This window comes from Catonella sp. (assembly GCF_052173895.1).
GTDB lineage: Bacteria > Bacillota > Clostridia > Lachnospirales > Lachnospiraceae > Catonella.
In genome coordinates, this window is record NZ_JBQMXS010000001.1 from 49,139 (window position 1) to 64,109 (window position 14,971).

Annotated in this window: 12 protein-coding genes; all 12 read right to left on the reverse strand. The window is 35.7% G+C overall.

The features are described from left to right. Window positions 1-56: 56 nt before the first annotated feature. The 12 genes from ACTTG8_RS00240 to ACTTG8_RS00295 all read right to left on the reverse strand — a co-directional run bounded on the left by ACTTG8_RS00240 (window position 57) and on the right by ACTTG8_RS00295 (window position 14,967). A complete protein-coding gene (locus ACTTG8_RS00240) occupies window positions 57-344 on the reverse strand; it encodes a co-chaperone GroES (RefSeq protein ID WP_442560141.1) in 288 nt (95 codons plus the stop codon). Between the two features lie 207 nt (window positions 345-551). After that, window positions 552-1,751, reverse strand: a complete 1,200-nt coding sequence (locus ACTTG8_RS00245; protein WP_442560142.1) for a hypothetical protein — start codon at window positions 1,749-1,751, stop codon at window positions 552-554. Window positions 1,752-1,867: 116 nt separating this feature from the next. Then, window positions 1,868-3,178 carry an Ig-like domain-containing protein gene (locus tag ACTTG8_RS00250; RefSeq protein WP_442560143.1) on the reverse strand — a complete coding sequence of 437 codons (1,311 nt, stop codon included), beginning with the start codon at window positions 3,176-3,178 and terminating at the stop codon, window positions 1,868-1,870. Between the two features lie 205 nt (window positions 3,179-3,383). Further along, window positions 3,384-4,988: a phosphoenolpyruvate carboxykinase (ATP) gene (pckA, locus tag ACTTG8_RS00255; RefSeq protein WP_442560144.1), complete on the reverse strand. Its 1,605-nt coding sequence runs from the start codon at window positions 4,986-4,988 to the stop codon at window positions 3,384-3,386. 89 nt (window positions 4,989-5,077) lie between these two features. Continuing rightward, window positions 5,078-5,680, reverse strand: coding sequence for a cyclodeaminase/cyclohydrolase family protein (locus tag ACTTG8_RS00260; protein WP_442560145.1), 603 nt, complete (start codon window positions 5,678-5,680; stop codon window positions 5,078-5,080). Then, window positions 5,673-6,341 (reverse strand): acyltransferase, encoded by a 669-nt coding sequence (locus tag ACTTG8_RS00265; protein WP_442560146.1) that lies wholly within the window; start codon window positions 6,339-6,341, stop codon window positions 5,673-5,675. The genes ACTTG8_RS00260 and ACTTG8_RS00265 overlap by 8 nt, the downstream gene beginning before the upstream one ends. Window positions 6,342-6,355: 14 nt before the next feature. Beyond that, entirely contained in the window at window positions 6,356-7,684 is a 1,329-nt protein-coding gene (locus ACTTG8_RS00270; RefSeq protein ID WP_442560147.1) for a C39 family peptidase, read from the reverse strand. Window positions 7,685-7,716: 32 nt separating this feature from the next. Then, window positions 7,717-9,729 carry a DNA topoisomerase gene (locus ACTTG8_RS00275; RefSeq protein ID WP_442560148.1) on the reverse strand — a complete coding sequence of 671 codons (2,013 nt, stop codon included), beginning with the start codon at window positions 9,727-9,729 and terminating at the stop codon, window positions 7,717-7,719. Then, the gene (radA, locus tag ACTTG8_RS00280) at window positions 9,729-11,075 is read right to left on the reverse strand and encodes a DNA repair protein RadA (RefSeq protein ID WP_442560149.1); all 1,347 of its coding nucleotides are present in this window, start codon (window positions 11,073-11,075) and stop codon (window positions 9,729-9,731) included. The genes ACTTG8_RS00275 and radA overlap by 1 nt, the downstream gene beginning before the upstream one ends. Then, the gene (locus tag ACTTG8_RS00285; protein ID WP_442560150.1) at window positions 11,075-11,485 is read right to left on the reverse strand and encodes an endosialidase; all 411 of its coding nucleotides are present in this window, start codon (window positions 11,483-11,485) and stop codon (window positions 11,075-11,077) included. Before ACTTG8_RS00285 ends, radA begins: the two co-directional genes overlap by 1 nt. 19 nt (window positions 11,486-11,504) lie before the next feature. Beyond that, window positions 11,505-13,958 carry an ATP-dependent Clp protease ATP-binding subunit gene (locus tag ACTTG8_RS00290; RefSeq protein ID WP_442560151.1) on the reverse strand — a complete coding sequence of 818 codons (2,454 nt, stop codon included), beginning with the start codon at window positions 13,956-13,958 and terminating at the stop codon, window positions 11,505-11,507. Between the two features lie 16 nt (window positions 13,959-13,974). Then, the gene (locus ACTTG8_RS00295; protein ID WP_442560152.1) at window positions 13,975-14,967 is read right to left on the reverse strand and encodes a cadherin-like beta sandwich domain-containing protein; all 993 of its coding nucleotides are present in this window, start codon (window positions 14,965-14,967) and stop codon (window positions 13,975-13,977) included. Window positions 14,968-14,971: the final 4 nt, after the last annotated feature.

Consider the following 14,971-nt stretch of genomic DNA (forward strand, 5'->3'; position numbering starts at 1 on the left):
TATTCTCCTTCAATTTCATATGTAGCGATTTTGTAATCAAAACATTTTCCTTAAAATTAGCCCTCTACAACTGCAAGTATATCAGACTGTTTAACTATGATGTATTCTTCACTGTCAAGCTTTACATTTGTTCCTGCATACTTTGAATAAATAACCTTCTGCCCTTCTTTAACCTGCATAGTCACTTCTTTTCCATCCACAATTCCACCAGGACCTACGGCAATAACTTCTGCCTGCTGTGGTTTCTCCTGTGCCTGATCCGGTAAAATAATACCTGATTTTGTGGTTTCTTCTGCTGCTATCTGCTTTAATACTACTCTGTCTCCTAATGGTACTAACTTCATTTTAGTTCCTCCTTTGTATGTTAAACCTTAATTTTCTTCTTTATTAGCACTCTTTCTTTATGAGTGCTAAATCATAAACATATAATAACCTCTTTAGACTAATTTTGCAAGTGTTTTTTTAATAATCACAAAATAATCACAACTTTTTCACTGCCTCTCGCACTGCCCTTAACAAACCTTGCCTATGCATAGCATTCTTAAATCTTATTACTTCTTAGCTATTTTCTTTTTAATATTCTTTACAGCCTTATATTTCAATGAATATTCATTTCCTATTGGCGATTTTCCATACACACCACTGAGCTTTATCCAAACTTTTTGTCCTTTTTTAGCTTTGATTGTAAAGCTCTTATCTCCCTTAGTCTGTTCCTTTAATACGGCTTTTCCCTTATTTTTTACAAAAATCTCAACCCTATACTCGCCATCTACATTATCTCCGGTATTTAAGCTAATTTTATATTTACCGGACTTACCTGCCTTAAATTCAAAATAATCAATATCTCCATCGTTTAATATATTTCCTGATAAAGTTCCTTTCAGCTTATTTGCCTTGCTAAAACTTCCATTATCTTCTAATTCCCATTTATCTGTCTTTGTTAAACTAGCCTGCAACTTATATTCTACCTCTTCCGGTGCAACATAAAGTAGACTTCCCTTTGCCTTAATCCTAATATATATTTCCTGCCCTTTAACTAGAGGTAATTTAGGAAATCCGGTATCTTTTTTAATATTCTCTTCTTTATATAAAAGGCTCTTATTCTTATCATAGATTTCTATATCCCAGCCATTTCCTATTTTGTCAGGTTCAAAATCTAAAATTTCAAATGATAATTCTGTGTAACCATTTGCATCAACTTTGCAAACATAATAGTCTTCATCTAAACTATTTATAAGATTACCCTTTATATAACTTCCTGTCTCTATTTCATTGGCATTTAGATACTTATTATTTGGCTCGCTTTCATAGTCATCTGCTGAATAAGTATGAAAGTTTAAATTATACTCTACTCCCTTTGGCATAAATAAAAATCCTGAGGTTGCACTTTCAATAGAAATATAGACAATTTTATCCTTAACAAATGAAAAATTTCCAGTTGTAAACTGTGTTTTTACACCTTCCACCTTATAAATTTCTTTCTTGTTTTCATCATATACCTTGATTGTCCAACCATTTTTAACTTGATCTTTTTTAGTCTCATCAAAATTAAGAGTTATATTTTGATAACCCTTTTCATTTACTGCTGTTTTATACATATTTATCTGGTCTTTTTCTTCCAGACTTCGTATTACATTCAGATTAGGTACTATTTCCTCCAACCTCTCATCAGCCATAAGCTGCCCTCTCATCCCTAAACCTGCCATAAAAAAGCTTACAACCAGTATGACACTTTTTAAAATTATCCCCATAATTACCTCCTAAAAGTCCTACAACTGTATCTCTTCCACTTTAAAATTCTCTGGTTTTCTTTTATTTACATTTATTAACAACATGAAAAGTTATTTTTTCTAATTTAATCCTGTATTTACCTCAAACTCACCCTTGCAACTGTTGCTTTATCGGTATATTGCTGACTTTTTACATATCTTATCATTACACTTGGATGCCCTTTTTCATCCACTCCATATAAATCATAGCCAGCTATCATTTCTACATGATAAATATTTTTATAACGCCCATTTTTGTTTCCCGAAACAAATACCAAATCACCCGGAAGTAGTTTCATTCTCTCTATATTCTCCCAGCTTATTCCACCTTTTATAGTTTGTTTCTTACTATCATAGTTCCTACAAAGTTCTGCTGCCGTAGGTGCATAATTTAAACCTGCAAGCTTATATCCAAACTTATTATATGCCCTCCAAACTAAAGCACTGCAATCATAATAACCTTCCTGCATTCTTTTTGGTTGGCTATATTCGCTTTTATTAGAATAGTCAATTGCCCAGTTTACTGCTTTTTTCTTTATTTCAGATACAGAAGAAACTATAGCTGCCAGTTTATTTCCGTTTATCTCTGCAGTTATAATTGCATTTCCCTCTTTCAAGCCTTTCACCCTTCCATCCTGACTTACCGATACAATATCAGGCTTAGAAGACTTCCATTTAATTTTCAGATTTTTTCCACCCTTAATTAAAATCTGCTCTTCTTTTCCCTTAGATATAATATAAGAGTTTTTATTAAAACCAACCAATGTAATTTTCACTTTAATATCAAATTCTTTTTCATTAATTATTACTTTTAAATTAGTTTTTCCAGGTGAACTTGTACTAATTGTTAAAATATTATCAGTTAAATCAGCATAAAAATACATATCTTCATTTGAACTCTCTATACTAACCTCTGCATTATCTCCTTTGTTTAAAACTACTTCACTATTTACCTTTATCTTAAATTCTACATCTCTAATCCAATCTCCATTATCTACAAGCACTCCACTTACTGAATTCTTTTTTAGAGTAACATAGGTCATATCAACTCTTGGTTCATCTTCGTCTTTATCTTCGTCTTTATTTTTCTTTTTGTCTTCCTCTTTGTTTTTCTCCAAATCATTTTGCTCTGGCTCTGGCTCATTTTGATTTTCTAATTGATTCTCATTATTTTCATTATTATATTGATTCTTATTTTTCCAATAATTTTCCCAAAAATTATAGTCATACTGATCGTCATCATTATCATCATTATCATCATTACTGTAATTATAGTTGTTATAATCATCATTATAATTGTAATCATATTCATCATAATCATTCGCATAAGCTGATACATTATGAAACCAGCTACTAACTAACAAAAGTATTACAAATACTATTCCATAGATAATTTTGTTTCTTCTCATACTAAAAATTTTCCACCTCTCATCAAATACTACAAATTTTCAGTAAATCTTACAGATAACTATTTTATTAAAATTATCCTCTCCCCAGCTAAGCCGAGGAGAGGATATCATTACATACTATAATTAAATATAATATCAAGGGGAAGTATTATAACTTCTATTACAAATAATCCCCAATCGAATCTCTATACTTGTATCTTATAAATTAAAGCTTAGGACCTGCTGCAACAAGTGCCTTACCTGCATCATTGTTCTCATACTTAGCAAAGTTCTTTACAAATCTGCCTGCAAGGTCTTTTGCCTTCTCTTCCCACTCAGAAGCATTAGCGTAAGTATCTCTAGGGTCAAGAATACCTGTATCAACGCCCGGAAGCTCTGTAGGAACTTCAAAATCAAAGTAAGGAATCTTCTTAGTAGGAGCCTTATTTACATCTCCGTTAAGGATAGCATCAATAATACCACGAGTATCCTTAATAGAAATTCTCTTGCCTGTTCCGTTCCAGCCTGTATTTACGAGGTAAGCCTTAGCTCCGCTCTTTTGCATCTTCTTAACAAGCTCTTCTGCATACTTTGTAGGATGAAGTTCAAGGAAAGCCTGACCAAAGCAAGCTGAGAAGGTAGGTGTAGGCTCTGTAATACCACGCTCTGTACCTGCAAGCTTAGCAGTAAATCCTGAAAGGAAGTAATACTGTGTCTGCTCAGGTGTAAGAATAGATACAGGAGGAAGTACTCCAAATGCATCTGCTGAAAGGAAGATAACATTCTCTGCTGCAGGAGCTGCTGAAACAGGGCGTACAATCTTCTCAATATGGTTAATAGGATAAGATACACGAGTATTCTCTGTTGTACTTCCATCCTTAAAGTCAATCTTACCGTTAGCATCTACAGTTACATTCTCAAGAAGAGCATCTCTTCTGATTGCATTGTAGATATCAGGCTCTGACTCTTTATCAAGGTTGATAACCTTAGCATAGCAGCCACCCTCGAAGTTAAATACTCCGTTGTCATCCCAACCATGCTCATCATCACCGATAAGAAGACGCTTAGGATCTGTTGAAAGTGTAGTCTTACCTGTTCCTGAAAGACCGAAGAAAATTGCTGTATGCTTTCCGTCCATATCTGTATTTGCTGAACAATGCATAGAAGCCATTCCTTTAAGTGGGAGGTAGTAGTTCATCATAGAGAACATACCCTTCTTCATTTCTCCGCCGTACCATGTATTAAGAATAACCTGCTCACGACTTGTGATGTTAAATACTACTGCTGTCTCTGAGTTAAGTCCTAACTCCTTATAGTTTTCAACCTTAGCCTTAGAAGCATTGTAAACAACGAAATCAGGCTTAAAGTTTTCAAGCTCTTCTGCTGTTGGCTGAATGAACATATTTGTTACAAAGTGAGCCTGCCAAGCAACCTCAACTATGAAACGAACTGCCATTCTTGTATCTTTATTAGCACCACAGAATGCATCAACTACGAAAAGTCTTTTGTTAGAAAGTTCTTCCTGAGCAAGTTTTTTAACTACATCCCATGCCTCCTTAGTAGCTGGGTGATTGTCATTCTTATACTCAGGTGTTGTCCACCAAACTGTATCCTTAGAATTCTCATCCATAACGATGAACTTATCCTGAGGTGAACGACCTGTATAAATACCTGTCATTACATTAACGGCACCAAGCTCTGTAACCTGTCCTTTTTCAAAGCCTGTAAGTGTTTCCTTTGTCTCTTCTTTGAAAAGCTCATCAAATGAAGGATTGTGAACTATCTCAGTAGTTCCAGTAATGCCATACTGTGTTAAATCAATGTTTGCCATTCTGCTATACCTCTTTCTTTAAATATATTGTACTGTTAGTTTAACCAAACACGAAAATTTTTTAAAATTTTCCCTAGTTTGATTATACACTAACCCTTAAAAAAAATCAAAACCTTTTTATAAATTTCATCAGCTGTTTTTGTGTACACACTTAGTTCTCCTGCAACCTTTTCAGTAGCCTCTGCCTTGTCCCTATCTTTCATAAGCCTTGTATTTGCGAGTACATTCAAATATGCCGAATTAAGAGCCGCTCCTGCCAAGGTTGCTCCCACTCCGATATCACTGATTAAGAGTCTGCTGGTTTTTTCTGAAAGTCCATCCAACATATTTATCACTTCTATTATGTCCCTCATCATCATAAGCGGAGGCTGTGCCGCCCTTTCAAGAGCCTTTTCAATTTCACTATCATCTCTAGGGCTTATTTTATATGCCCTGCTCACTTCATTATAGACCTTAGCATCTTCATCTATCAAATCAAGTAAATGCTTTCTAAGCCTATCTGCCCTTACTAATATTTCCTCCAACTCATCATTGTACTCCTCGTATTTCTTCTTTCCAACGGTAAGGTTAGTAGCCATTGCTCCGAGTGAAACAGCTAACGAGCCTGTAAAAGCCGCTACTCCACCACCTCCCGGCACAGGAGACTTACTAAAGAGTTCCTCTGAAAATTGGTCAATGGTTAAATCACGCATACTTCTCTGCTATATCTCCTTGTTTCTTATATATACTGTTTTCCTTTACAACTCCTCTGACCATAGAAAGCGGATATACATTGGAGTTCTTTCCAATTACAGTGCCGGGGTTTAGTACACTGTTACAGCCTATTTCCGCATAGTCACCTAAGAAAGCTCCTACCTTTTTAAGCCCTGTTGCAAGGCTTTCACCCTCAGCTTTAATCACTACTTCTAACTTATCTGCCTTTACATTGCTTGTTATAGAACCAGCGCCCATATGTGCATGGAAACCTAATATTGAATCACCTACATAGTTATAATGAGGAACTTGTACACTATCAAAAATAATTACATTTTTAAGTTCTACGGAGTTTCCTACCACGCAATCATTTCCGACTAAAGCACTCCCCCTTATAAATGCACCATGCCTTACCTCTGTATTTTCACCTATAATGCAAGGGCTTCCAATAAAGGCGGTAGGAGCCACTTTAGCTGATTTTGCTATCCAGATATTTTCACCCCGTTTTTCATAAATTTCACTATCCAGTTTTTCTCCAAGCCTTATTATCAGCTCGCTTATCCCTTTAAGTGCCTCAAAAGGATAGGTGAACTCACTCAAATAATCCACCGCCATAGTTTTAGTAAGGTCATATAGTTCTGTGATTTTAATATTTTCCATAAAATCTCCTTATACTATTTTTTCTTTAAAATAAAACTCTTTCTCCCAATTATATTATAAATTTTATTTGCTAAACTATAGTTTATTGTCCTCTTTCCTGAAATGCTGTCCGTTAAATACACTATCCCTTTAGATAAATCATAGCCCGATAAAACTAAAGTGTGGCTTGGAGAATAGAAACGGCTTTTAAAATAATACTTTTTTACGGGCACCTTATATCCTATGGTCAACCAGATTACTGCCGGATTTCCATTGCCTATCTCAGATTTTAAAAGTTTTTCTAAAGACATACCGGTTGTATCAACTACCTCGTATTTTTTAGATTTAATCTCTTTAAAATACTTATTAACAGCCTTAATCATAACAGGTGGATTAGCAAGAAGGCCTTTATTATTTGACGGATCACCAACAAAATATTTATCAAAAACATTGTCATAATTACTTGCCTTATTATCATAGCGTCTCAGCTTATCAAGATATTTTGATATAAATTTAGCCTCACTTATATTATACCCAAGGTATTTAAGCACTGCTACTGTTGCATAACTCTCACACCCTGTAGGATGAGCAGGATACTGGTAAGCAAGTGGTACATTAAGATTATTTTTAATTTTTTCAAAAAAGTTTATTTTCAAAACTCCTTTAGTTATTTTCTCTCCTGATACAGCTGAATATTTATAATTTCCATTTTTTGTTACAGTAAACTTAAATGATTTTCCTTTTTTCCCATTGCCTATGGTTTTTCCATCAAAAGTCATTTTGCTTTTTACATTGTCAGTGTTCATTGTCAGCACAATTTTAGAGCCTTCAATAATTTTTTTGCTAGGATATCCTTTAAATGTAACTTTTGGCTTAACTTCAGATTTTTTATCTTTTACAAAATCTACATCAAAATACCCTTCATACTCAAAACCTTGCACAGATTTTATATAGTATCTGTACCTTTGGTTCTTAAGCCCTGAAAGTTCTAGTTCTGTGTCCCATGAATTTAAATTATCCAAAGGAAGTGAAAAATCCAGTTCATCAATATAAAGGCTTTCTGCAATTGCAGGCTCTTCCACTCCGTTTATTATTTCATTGCCTAATTCAAAGCTTAATTGGAATGTGCCTCCATCTTTAGAATTTTTTTCATATAATGTTATTTCTGTTAAAAAATCTTTGCTTGCTTCTTTAGTCTGCTCGTCCTTATTAACTGACTCTGTTTTTTCCTGCACATCTGAATTACTCTCACTTCCTTGTTCCGTATACAGCTGCAATTTACCCCCCCCAAAAGCTACTGATGGAGGTAACAGTGCAAAAACACCTAAAAAAACAATCAACGTCTTACATAATTTTTTAATCATAATACTCTCCTTTGAATTATTGTGGTTTATTATTATATTTTTTTCACCATATCAAGCCTATTTTCCAGTTCTCTTACAAGATTAGTCATTTTAATATTTTCTACATATCCTCTTACATAGGTATTTAGTGTCTCTTCATATTTCTCTGCTGTAATCTCTCCTGCCTCAACCTTGGCAAGCCCCTTTTCCCAGCTTGCAGTCATCTCAGGATTTAGCATAGCAGGTATTGCCATATCCGCCACCTCATAAACCATTTCTCCAAAAAGCATAGGAGTTAAAATCTGAGTTTTCTTATTTAAGGCAAGATAACCTATCTTTACTAATTTCTCTATAATTCCGGCTCTTGTAGCTGATGTTCCTATACCTGCTCCCTTTATTGTAGCCCTAAGCTCTTCATCCTCTATCAACTGTCCTGCATTTTCCATAGCTAAAATCATTGAACCTGAGGTATACCTTTTAGGGGGCGTAGTTTTTCCCTCTTTAATATCCAGTTTATTAACTAAAAGAGGACTTCCTTTCTTCAGTTTTGAAAGCAAGGCAAGGAGAACCTCGTTGTCAGACACTTCATCCGCCTCATCATCCTTATCTAAGCCCTCTTCTTTCTTTGCTTTTTCTTTAACAGGCAAACCCATAACTTCCAAATAACCTTTTTCTTTAAGTACCTTTACATAAGAAAAAAATTCTTCTGTAAAATCTTCCATTTTATGTTTAATCCCTGTTACAAGACTCACCTTTTCATAAATAGCAGGCGGATAAAAAATAGCTAAAAATCTTCTTGTAATTAAATCATAGATTTTCTTATTTAATTCACTCTGCTTAGAAAGTTCGCTTACACTGCCGGTCGGAATGATTGCATAATGGTCTGTCACCTTTTTATCATCTACATACTGAGTTTTTTCAAGCCCCTTATAAAGCCCCTCATCCCTTATTTTCAACACAAACTCGCTTACAGGCTTATATGCATAAAGTCCACTTAAGTTTTTGGTTATTTCACTTGCCACAGCCTTTGTAATTACTCTTGCATCAGTTCTCGGATAAGTAGTAAGTTTACTTTCGTAAAGCGTCTGTACCGCCTTTAGTGTATCATCAGGACTTATATGAAAACGCTTGGTACATTCCGCCTGAAGTTCGGCAAGGTTAAATAAGAGAGGTGCTTTCTTCTTCTCACTTGTTTTATCTTTTTTAATTACTACAGCAGTAGAAATATCCAGTTCAGTTATCAACTTCTCTGCATCATCTTTTTTCTTAAAACCTTTTTCATTATAAAGCAGAAGACTTTCAAAATATTTACTTGTCTTTCCTGACTTCCATTCTCCTAAAAAATTTGCTCCCTCTATACCAAACTCCCCTGATATTTTGTAGAAATTGGTTTGAACAAAATTCCTTATTTCCCTCTCTCTTCTTACTACCATTCCAAGCACACAGGTCATAACCCTGCCTATTGCTATTGCTGAATACTTTTTAGTGCCTGCCTTATTATTTAACAGCCAACCATATTTTACAGACAAAGCCCTTGAAAAATTGATTCCCATAGCATAATCTTCTATGCCCCTCATAATTCCTGCACTGGCAAGGTTATCATAAGCCGAAATAGGCTTTGCCTCATTAATTCCTCTTTTTATCTCATCTTCCGTAAAAGAATCAATCCAAACTCTTCTTTCTTCTATGCCTTCTCTTATCCCGCCAAAATTCCTTATCAGCCTGATAATAACTTCACCCTCTCGTCCGCTATCACCCGCATAAAGAATCTTATCTACTTCAGTAGAATTCATCAGTTTATTTACTATATCATACTGTTTCTTAACATTCGGAATAACTGCATATTTATAAGTCTGCGGTAGAAACGGTAAATCCTCCAGCTTCCATTTATTATACTTTTCATCATAATCACCCGGATAACACATTTCTATCAAATGTCCCACGCACCATGTAATTATGTAATTACCGTTTCCATATGCTCCCTGCCCTCTTTTAGGCACTCCCAGTATGTCTGCATACTCACCCGCAACTGAAGGTTTTTCTGTTATAATAAGCGTCTTTCCCATTATATTATATCCATCAACTCTCTTATATTACTTACAGGCAATACCTTACAAGGTATGTCCTTTGTATAATTTACTTTTGGAATTATTATCAAGTTATCACCAAACTTTGCCGCTTCTTCTATTCTAAGCTTAGCAAGATTTACTCCCCTAACCTCTCCTGTAAGTCCTACTTCTCCAAAAGCTATGATTTTGCCCTTACTTTCTCTATTTCTATAACTTGAAATAAGTGCAGAAACTATGGCAAGATCAAGTGCAGGCTCATTTATTTTAAGCCCTCCGGCAACATTTACATAGGCATCGCAGTTACCGAGGTTTAATCCCAGCCTTTTTTCAAGGACTGCAATCAAAATATTTACTCTGTTAAAGTCCGCTCCGGCAGTAGTACGCTTTGGAAAGTTAAAATTTGTCTGGCATACCAGTGCCTGTACTTCCACTAATATAGGTCTACTACCCTCCATTGTACAGGCAACTACTGACCCTGGTGCATTTTCAGGCATTCCCTTAAGCATATACTCAGACGGATTACCTACCTCCCTAAGTCCTGCCTGTCCCATATCAAAAACTCCAACTTCATTAGTAGAACCAAAACGGTTCTTTACTGCACGAAGTATTCTGTATGAGGCAACATCTTCTCCCTCAAAATAAAGCACCGTATCTACCATATGCTCAAGGGTTCTAGGTCCTGCAACGGTACCTTCCTTTGTAACATGACCCACAATGAAAACTGATACTGAAAGTCCTTTCGATATTCTTAGAAGACTCTGGGTAACTTCCCTTACCTGAGAAATACTTCCTGCTGCCGAATCTGCTTTTGAAGAATACATAGTCTGAATCGAATCTATTATAACCACTTCAGGTTTTTCGGTCTCTATGGCAGCCTCGATTTTTTCTATATCTGTCTCACAAAAAAGGAGCATATCTGAAAACTTGCCACCAAGCCTCTCACTCCTAAGTGCTATCTGTCTTTCAGATTCTTCTCCGGATACATAAAGCACTGAAATATTTTTACCGGAAAGCCTTTCACACATCTGCAAAAGAAGTGTAGACTTACCTATACCGGGGTCACCCCCCACAAGGACAAGAGAGCCTTTTACAATTCCCCCGCCTAACACTCTATCAAGTTCTGAAATACCTGTTGTGACCCTTTCATCCGTTTCAAGAGAAACATCTTTTATTTTAATCGGCAAAGAGGCAGCCAGCCCTTTGTTCAAGCTGCTGCCTCCTTTTTTTGTAATTGGAGCTTCGCAAAAAGCATTCCATGCCTTACATGAAGGGCACTGTCCAAGCCATTTTATAGACTCATAGCCACATTCTCCACAAAAAAATCCTGTCTTATTCTTTGCCATTATGCCTCTTTTACTTTTATATAAGTTGCACTATCTTCTTTAGTTTCTACACTTATAGTAAGCTTACCGCCAAGATTAGTCTTCATTACACCTGCACTTACTCCATCAACCTCTATCTCATACTCTTTCATCTCACCAAGTTCTAGAGTAATCTGTGCGTCAGTCTCACCCTGTACTTCAAAGCTTACTCCTGTTTCACTTCTCTTATAATTAAAAACAGAAGTTCCCGGTAATGATTCATATACAAAAAGTCCATTTCTTTCAAGTTTTGTAATTTCCTTGAAAGTTTTAATCTTATAAACATCTCCTTCAAATGAGAAACCTTCCAGCTTAGCTTTACTTTCAAGCTTATAATTTCCAAAATCCAGTCCTTCTTCCGATTTACGGATTAATTCTTCTACAATTGCCATTTTATTCTCCTTTTAATATTTATTCTTTTTTAACTAAGTTTACATCAATTTTACTATCTTTACAACCAATTTTAATTGAATCTCCAGCTTTTATATTGCCTAAAATTACTTCTGTTGCAAGTACATCTTCAACCTCCGTCTTAATCTTTCTCGCTAACGGTCTTGCTCCATAATCTGCGTCTTTATCTATTTTAGCAAGATGCTTTATAGCTGTTTCCGTAAACTTAATGCTAAGTCCCATCTGCTCTTTTGCCCTAGCCGCAAGTCCCTTAAGCATAATTTTAACTATTTTCTTCAGTTCATTTTCAGATAATGTATGGAACACTATAGTCTCATCTATCCTATTTAAAAATTCCGGTTTAAATATCCTCTTTACTTCATCCATTACCCCAGCCTTCATAAGCTTATAATCAGCTTCCTTGCTATCATCTGCCTTAAATCCAAGCTTTTTAGGAGTAATTATCTTCTGTGCTCCGGCATTAGATGTCATAATAATGATAGTATTTTTAAAACTCACTGTCCTTCCCTGAGAATCAGTTATTCTTCCATCATCAAGCACCTGCAAAAGCATATTAAATACATCGGGATGTGCTTTTTCTATCTCATCAAAAAGGATTACCGAATAAGGGTTCTGTCTTACTTTTTCAGATAGTTGTCCTCCCTCTTCATGCCCTACATAGCCCGGAGGTGAACCTATCATCTTAGATACACTATGTTTTTCCATGTACTCTGACATATCAACTCTTATCATGGAATCTTCACTTCCAAACATAGCCTCTGTCAGAGCCTTACTAAGTTCGGTCTTACCTACTCCGGTAGGTCCTAAGAATAGAAATGAACCTATCGGCCGTCCTGATACATTAAATCCTACCCTACCTCTTCTTATCGCCTTCGATACTGCAACAACTGCCTCATCCTGTCCAATCACCCTTTCATGCAAGGTAGCTTCAAGCTTAATCAATCTTTCACTCTCTCCCTGTTTAAGCTTATTTACAGGGATTTTTGTCCAGCTTGCTACAACTGCAGCTATATCATCCTCTCCTACCACAATATCCTTACGCTTACTTTTCTGCTCTTCTTCAATCCTTAGTTTAGTAAGTCTTGCCTTCAATTTCAATTGTTCCTTTTTTAAAAGACTAGCCTCATCATAGGCTTCATTTTTGATTGCCTCTTCTTTTTCAGTTTCAATTTTAGCTATTCTTTCTTCAAGTTCCAGACTATTCGGCTTTGTATTATAAACCAAGAGTCTCGCCTTAGCTGCTGCCTCATCCATTAGATCAATTGCCTTATCAGGAAGATATCTGTCATTTATATATCTTGCTGACATCTTAACTGCTGCAAGAAGTGCTTCATCAGTAATTTTTAACGCATGATGAGCCTCATACCTCTCTCTAAGTCCCTTTAATATGAGCATTGATTCTTCTTCTGAAGGCTCTTCTATCACAACAGGCTGAAATCTTCTTTCAAGAGCCGCATCTTTTTCTATCCTCTTTCTATACTCTCCTCTTGTAGTAGCTCCTATTACCTGGAGTTCACCTCTAGCAAGTAACGGCTTTAATATATTAGATGCATCTAGCGAGCCTTCTGCTCCACCTGCTCCTATTATTGTATGAATTTCATCTATAAAAAGAAGTACATTCCCACTTTTTATAACTTCATCTACAACTCTTTTTATTCTTTCTTCAAATTCTCCTCTGTACTTAGAGCCTGCTACCATACCCGACATATCAAGGGTAACTACTCTCTTTCCCCTTATTGTATCAGGTACTCTGCCTTCCACTATTCTCTGAGCAAGTCCTTCTGCAATTGCAGTCTTGCCAACTCCCGGTTCGCCTATTATACAGGGATTATTTTTGGTTCGCCTGCTAAGAATTTGAACTACTCGCTGTATCTCATTTTCCCTGCCTATCACCGGATCAAGTTTTCCCCGGCTTGCATACTCTGTCAGATCCCTTGAATACTGATCAAGCATAGGAGTGTGCAATTTATTGCCACTATCTGAATTTTTAAAATTTGCATAATCATTTCTAGCTTGATGTACATCCATTCCAAGAGCAGTCAATATATCTATATATATTTTCTGTAAGTTAATTCCTAGCGTTTTTAATATTTTTACTGCTATACTGTCGCCTTCTTTAATAAGACCCATAAGGATATGCTCTGTTCCCACCTGTTCTGAATTCAACCTATAGGATTCATTTCCTGCCAAAGCCATGACTCTCCTAGCTCTAGGCGTAAGACTGGTTGCTGAATCTAGTGCTACATTTCCAGGCATTAGCAACTCATTTACAACCTCCATAAATTTTTCATAAGAAAGTCCATTCTCTTCTAATACTCGTTTTGCAACTCCATCAACCAAAAGTAGCCCCATCATAATATGTTCAGAGCCTACATAATTTTGCGATAGAGAAACAGCAGCCTTTTCTGCCGAATTTAAAGCCAGTTTTGCATTTTCCGTTAATTTACGCTCCATCTCTCCTCCAAGAAATTTAATCCTCAAGTTCATCACTATTTTTATTTTTTATATACAGTATTATGCCCGATATAAACATTATTCCTAAAATAATTGCAGCACCTATTATAACATATATAACCGTCTGTTTGCTATCCTTTATATTAGTTTCTGTCTGAGCCTTATCATCAGACGGATCCGGAACATATTCAGGCTCTTCTGTAACTTCCGGTTTGCTTGTAATTTTAGAGTTTTTATCATCCTCAGGCTTTAATTCTGAATTAGCTGTCTCACCCTTTTCCGGCTCAGACTCCTCAGCCTTGATAACTGTTATAGTATAGGTGGTTGTATTTCCATCCTCTGCTTTAACTATAATTTCTATTTTATTTTTACCTGTTTGCAGTTTATCTTCATAGTCTTTTTTTAAGCTGTACTCAGAATTTGCATCCGAGAGGTCTACTCCTACCACTATATTCTCTACATCCGTACCTACCTCTGCCGTATAATCCAATATACTTTTTGAAAATTTAGGTTTAAGTTCTGCCCCTGCTATTTTTAAATTAGAAAGAGTACTGTCTGATGATGCCTGTCTTTTATTTTTAATGAGAATCTCTAAATCACTTGATGCAACAGAAATATCATCATTAGTATCTTTGGTATACATATGCACTGCATCTGAAAAAGAAATTGTAAATTTTCCTGCCTTCCTTGCCAAGAACTTGAGTTTATATGTGAACTTTCCGGAATTTTCCTCAAAGCTCCTTATATCTACTCTTAAAAGTCCTTTTCCTCCTGCAATCCCATCATCAGCTGAAATAAATTTGGCTATTTCATCAGTATAAGAAAGATAGCTTTCTATCTCACTTAGATCCTCTTCAGAACTCACCTCAATAGTAACATCAAATTCATCTCCTACTGTTACTGCACTATCTCCTTTAAGCCATATGCTCGCATCTGATGCAAAAATATCTACCCTAAAATATAGAAATGAAAATAAAATAATCAATACAGATAATATTTGCTTTTTCATAATC

Coding starts and splice junctions, on each gene's coding strand:
- ACTTG8_RS00275 (WP_442560148.1), bottom strand. CDS start 9,729: ATGGGAAAGACGCTTATTATAACAGAAAAACCTTCAGTTGCGGGTGAG.
- ACTTG8_RS00270 (WP_442560147.1), bottom strand. CDS start 7,684: ATGATTAAAAAATTATGTAAGACGTTGATTGTTTTTTTAGGTGTTTTT.
- ACTTG8_RS00250 (WP_442560143.1), bottom strand. CDS start 3,178: ATGAGAAGAAACAAAATTATCTATGGAATAGTATTTGTAATACTTTTG.
- ACTTG8_RS00285 (WP_442560150.1), bottom strand. CDS start 11,485: ATGGCAATTGTAGAAGAATTAATCCGTAAATCGGAAGAAGGACTGGAT.
- ACTTG8_RS00265 (WP_442560146.1), bottom strand. CDS start 6,341: ATGGAAAATATTAAAATCACAGAACTATATGACCTTACTAAAACTATG.
- ACTTG8_RS00240 (WP_442560141.1), bottom strand. CDS start 344: ATGAAGTTAGTACCATTAGGAGACAGAGTAGTATTAAAGCAGATAGCA.
- pckA (WP_442560144.1), bottom strand. CDS start 4,988: ATGGCAAACATTGATTTAACACAGTATGGCATTACTGGAACTACTGAG.
- radA (WP_442560149.1), bottom strand. CDS start 11,075: ATGGCAAAGAATAAGACAGGATTTTTTTGTGGAGAATGTGGCTATGAG.
- ACTTG8_RS00295 (WP_442560152.1), bottom strand. CDS start 14,967: ATGAAAAAGCAAATATTATCTGTATTGATTATTTTATTTTCATTTCTA.
- ACTTG8_RS00245 (WP_442560142.1), bottom strand. CDS start 1,751: ATGGGGATAATTTTAAAAAGTGTCATACTGGTTGTAAGCTTTTTTATG.
- ACTTG8_RS00260 (WP_442560145.1), bottom strand. CDS start 5,680: ATGCGTGATTTAACCATTGACCAATTTTCAGAGGAACTCTTTAGTAAG.
- ACTTG8_RS00290 (WP_442560151.1), bottom strand. CDS start 13,958: ATGGAGCGTAAATTAACGGAAAATGCAAAACTGGCTTTAAATTCGGCA.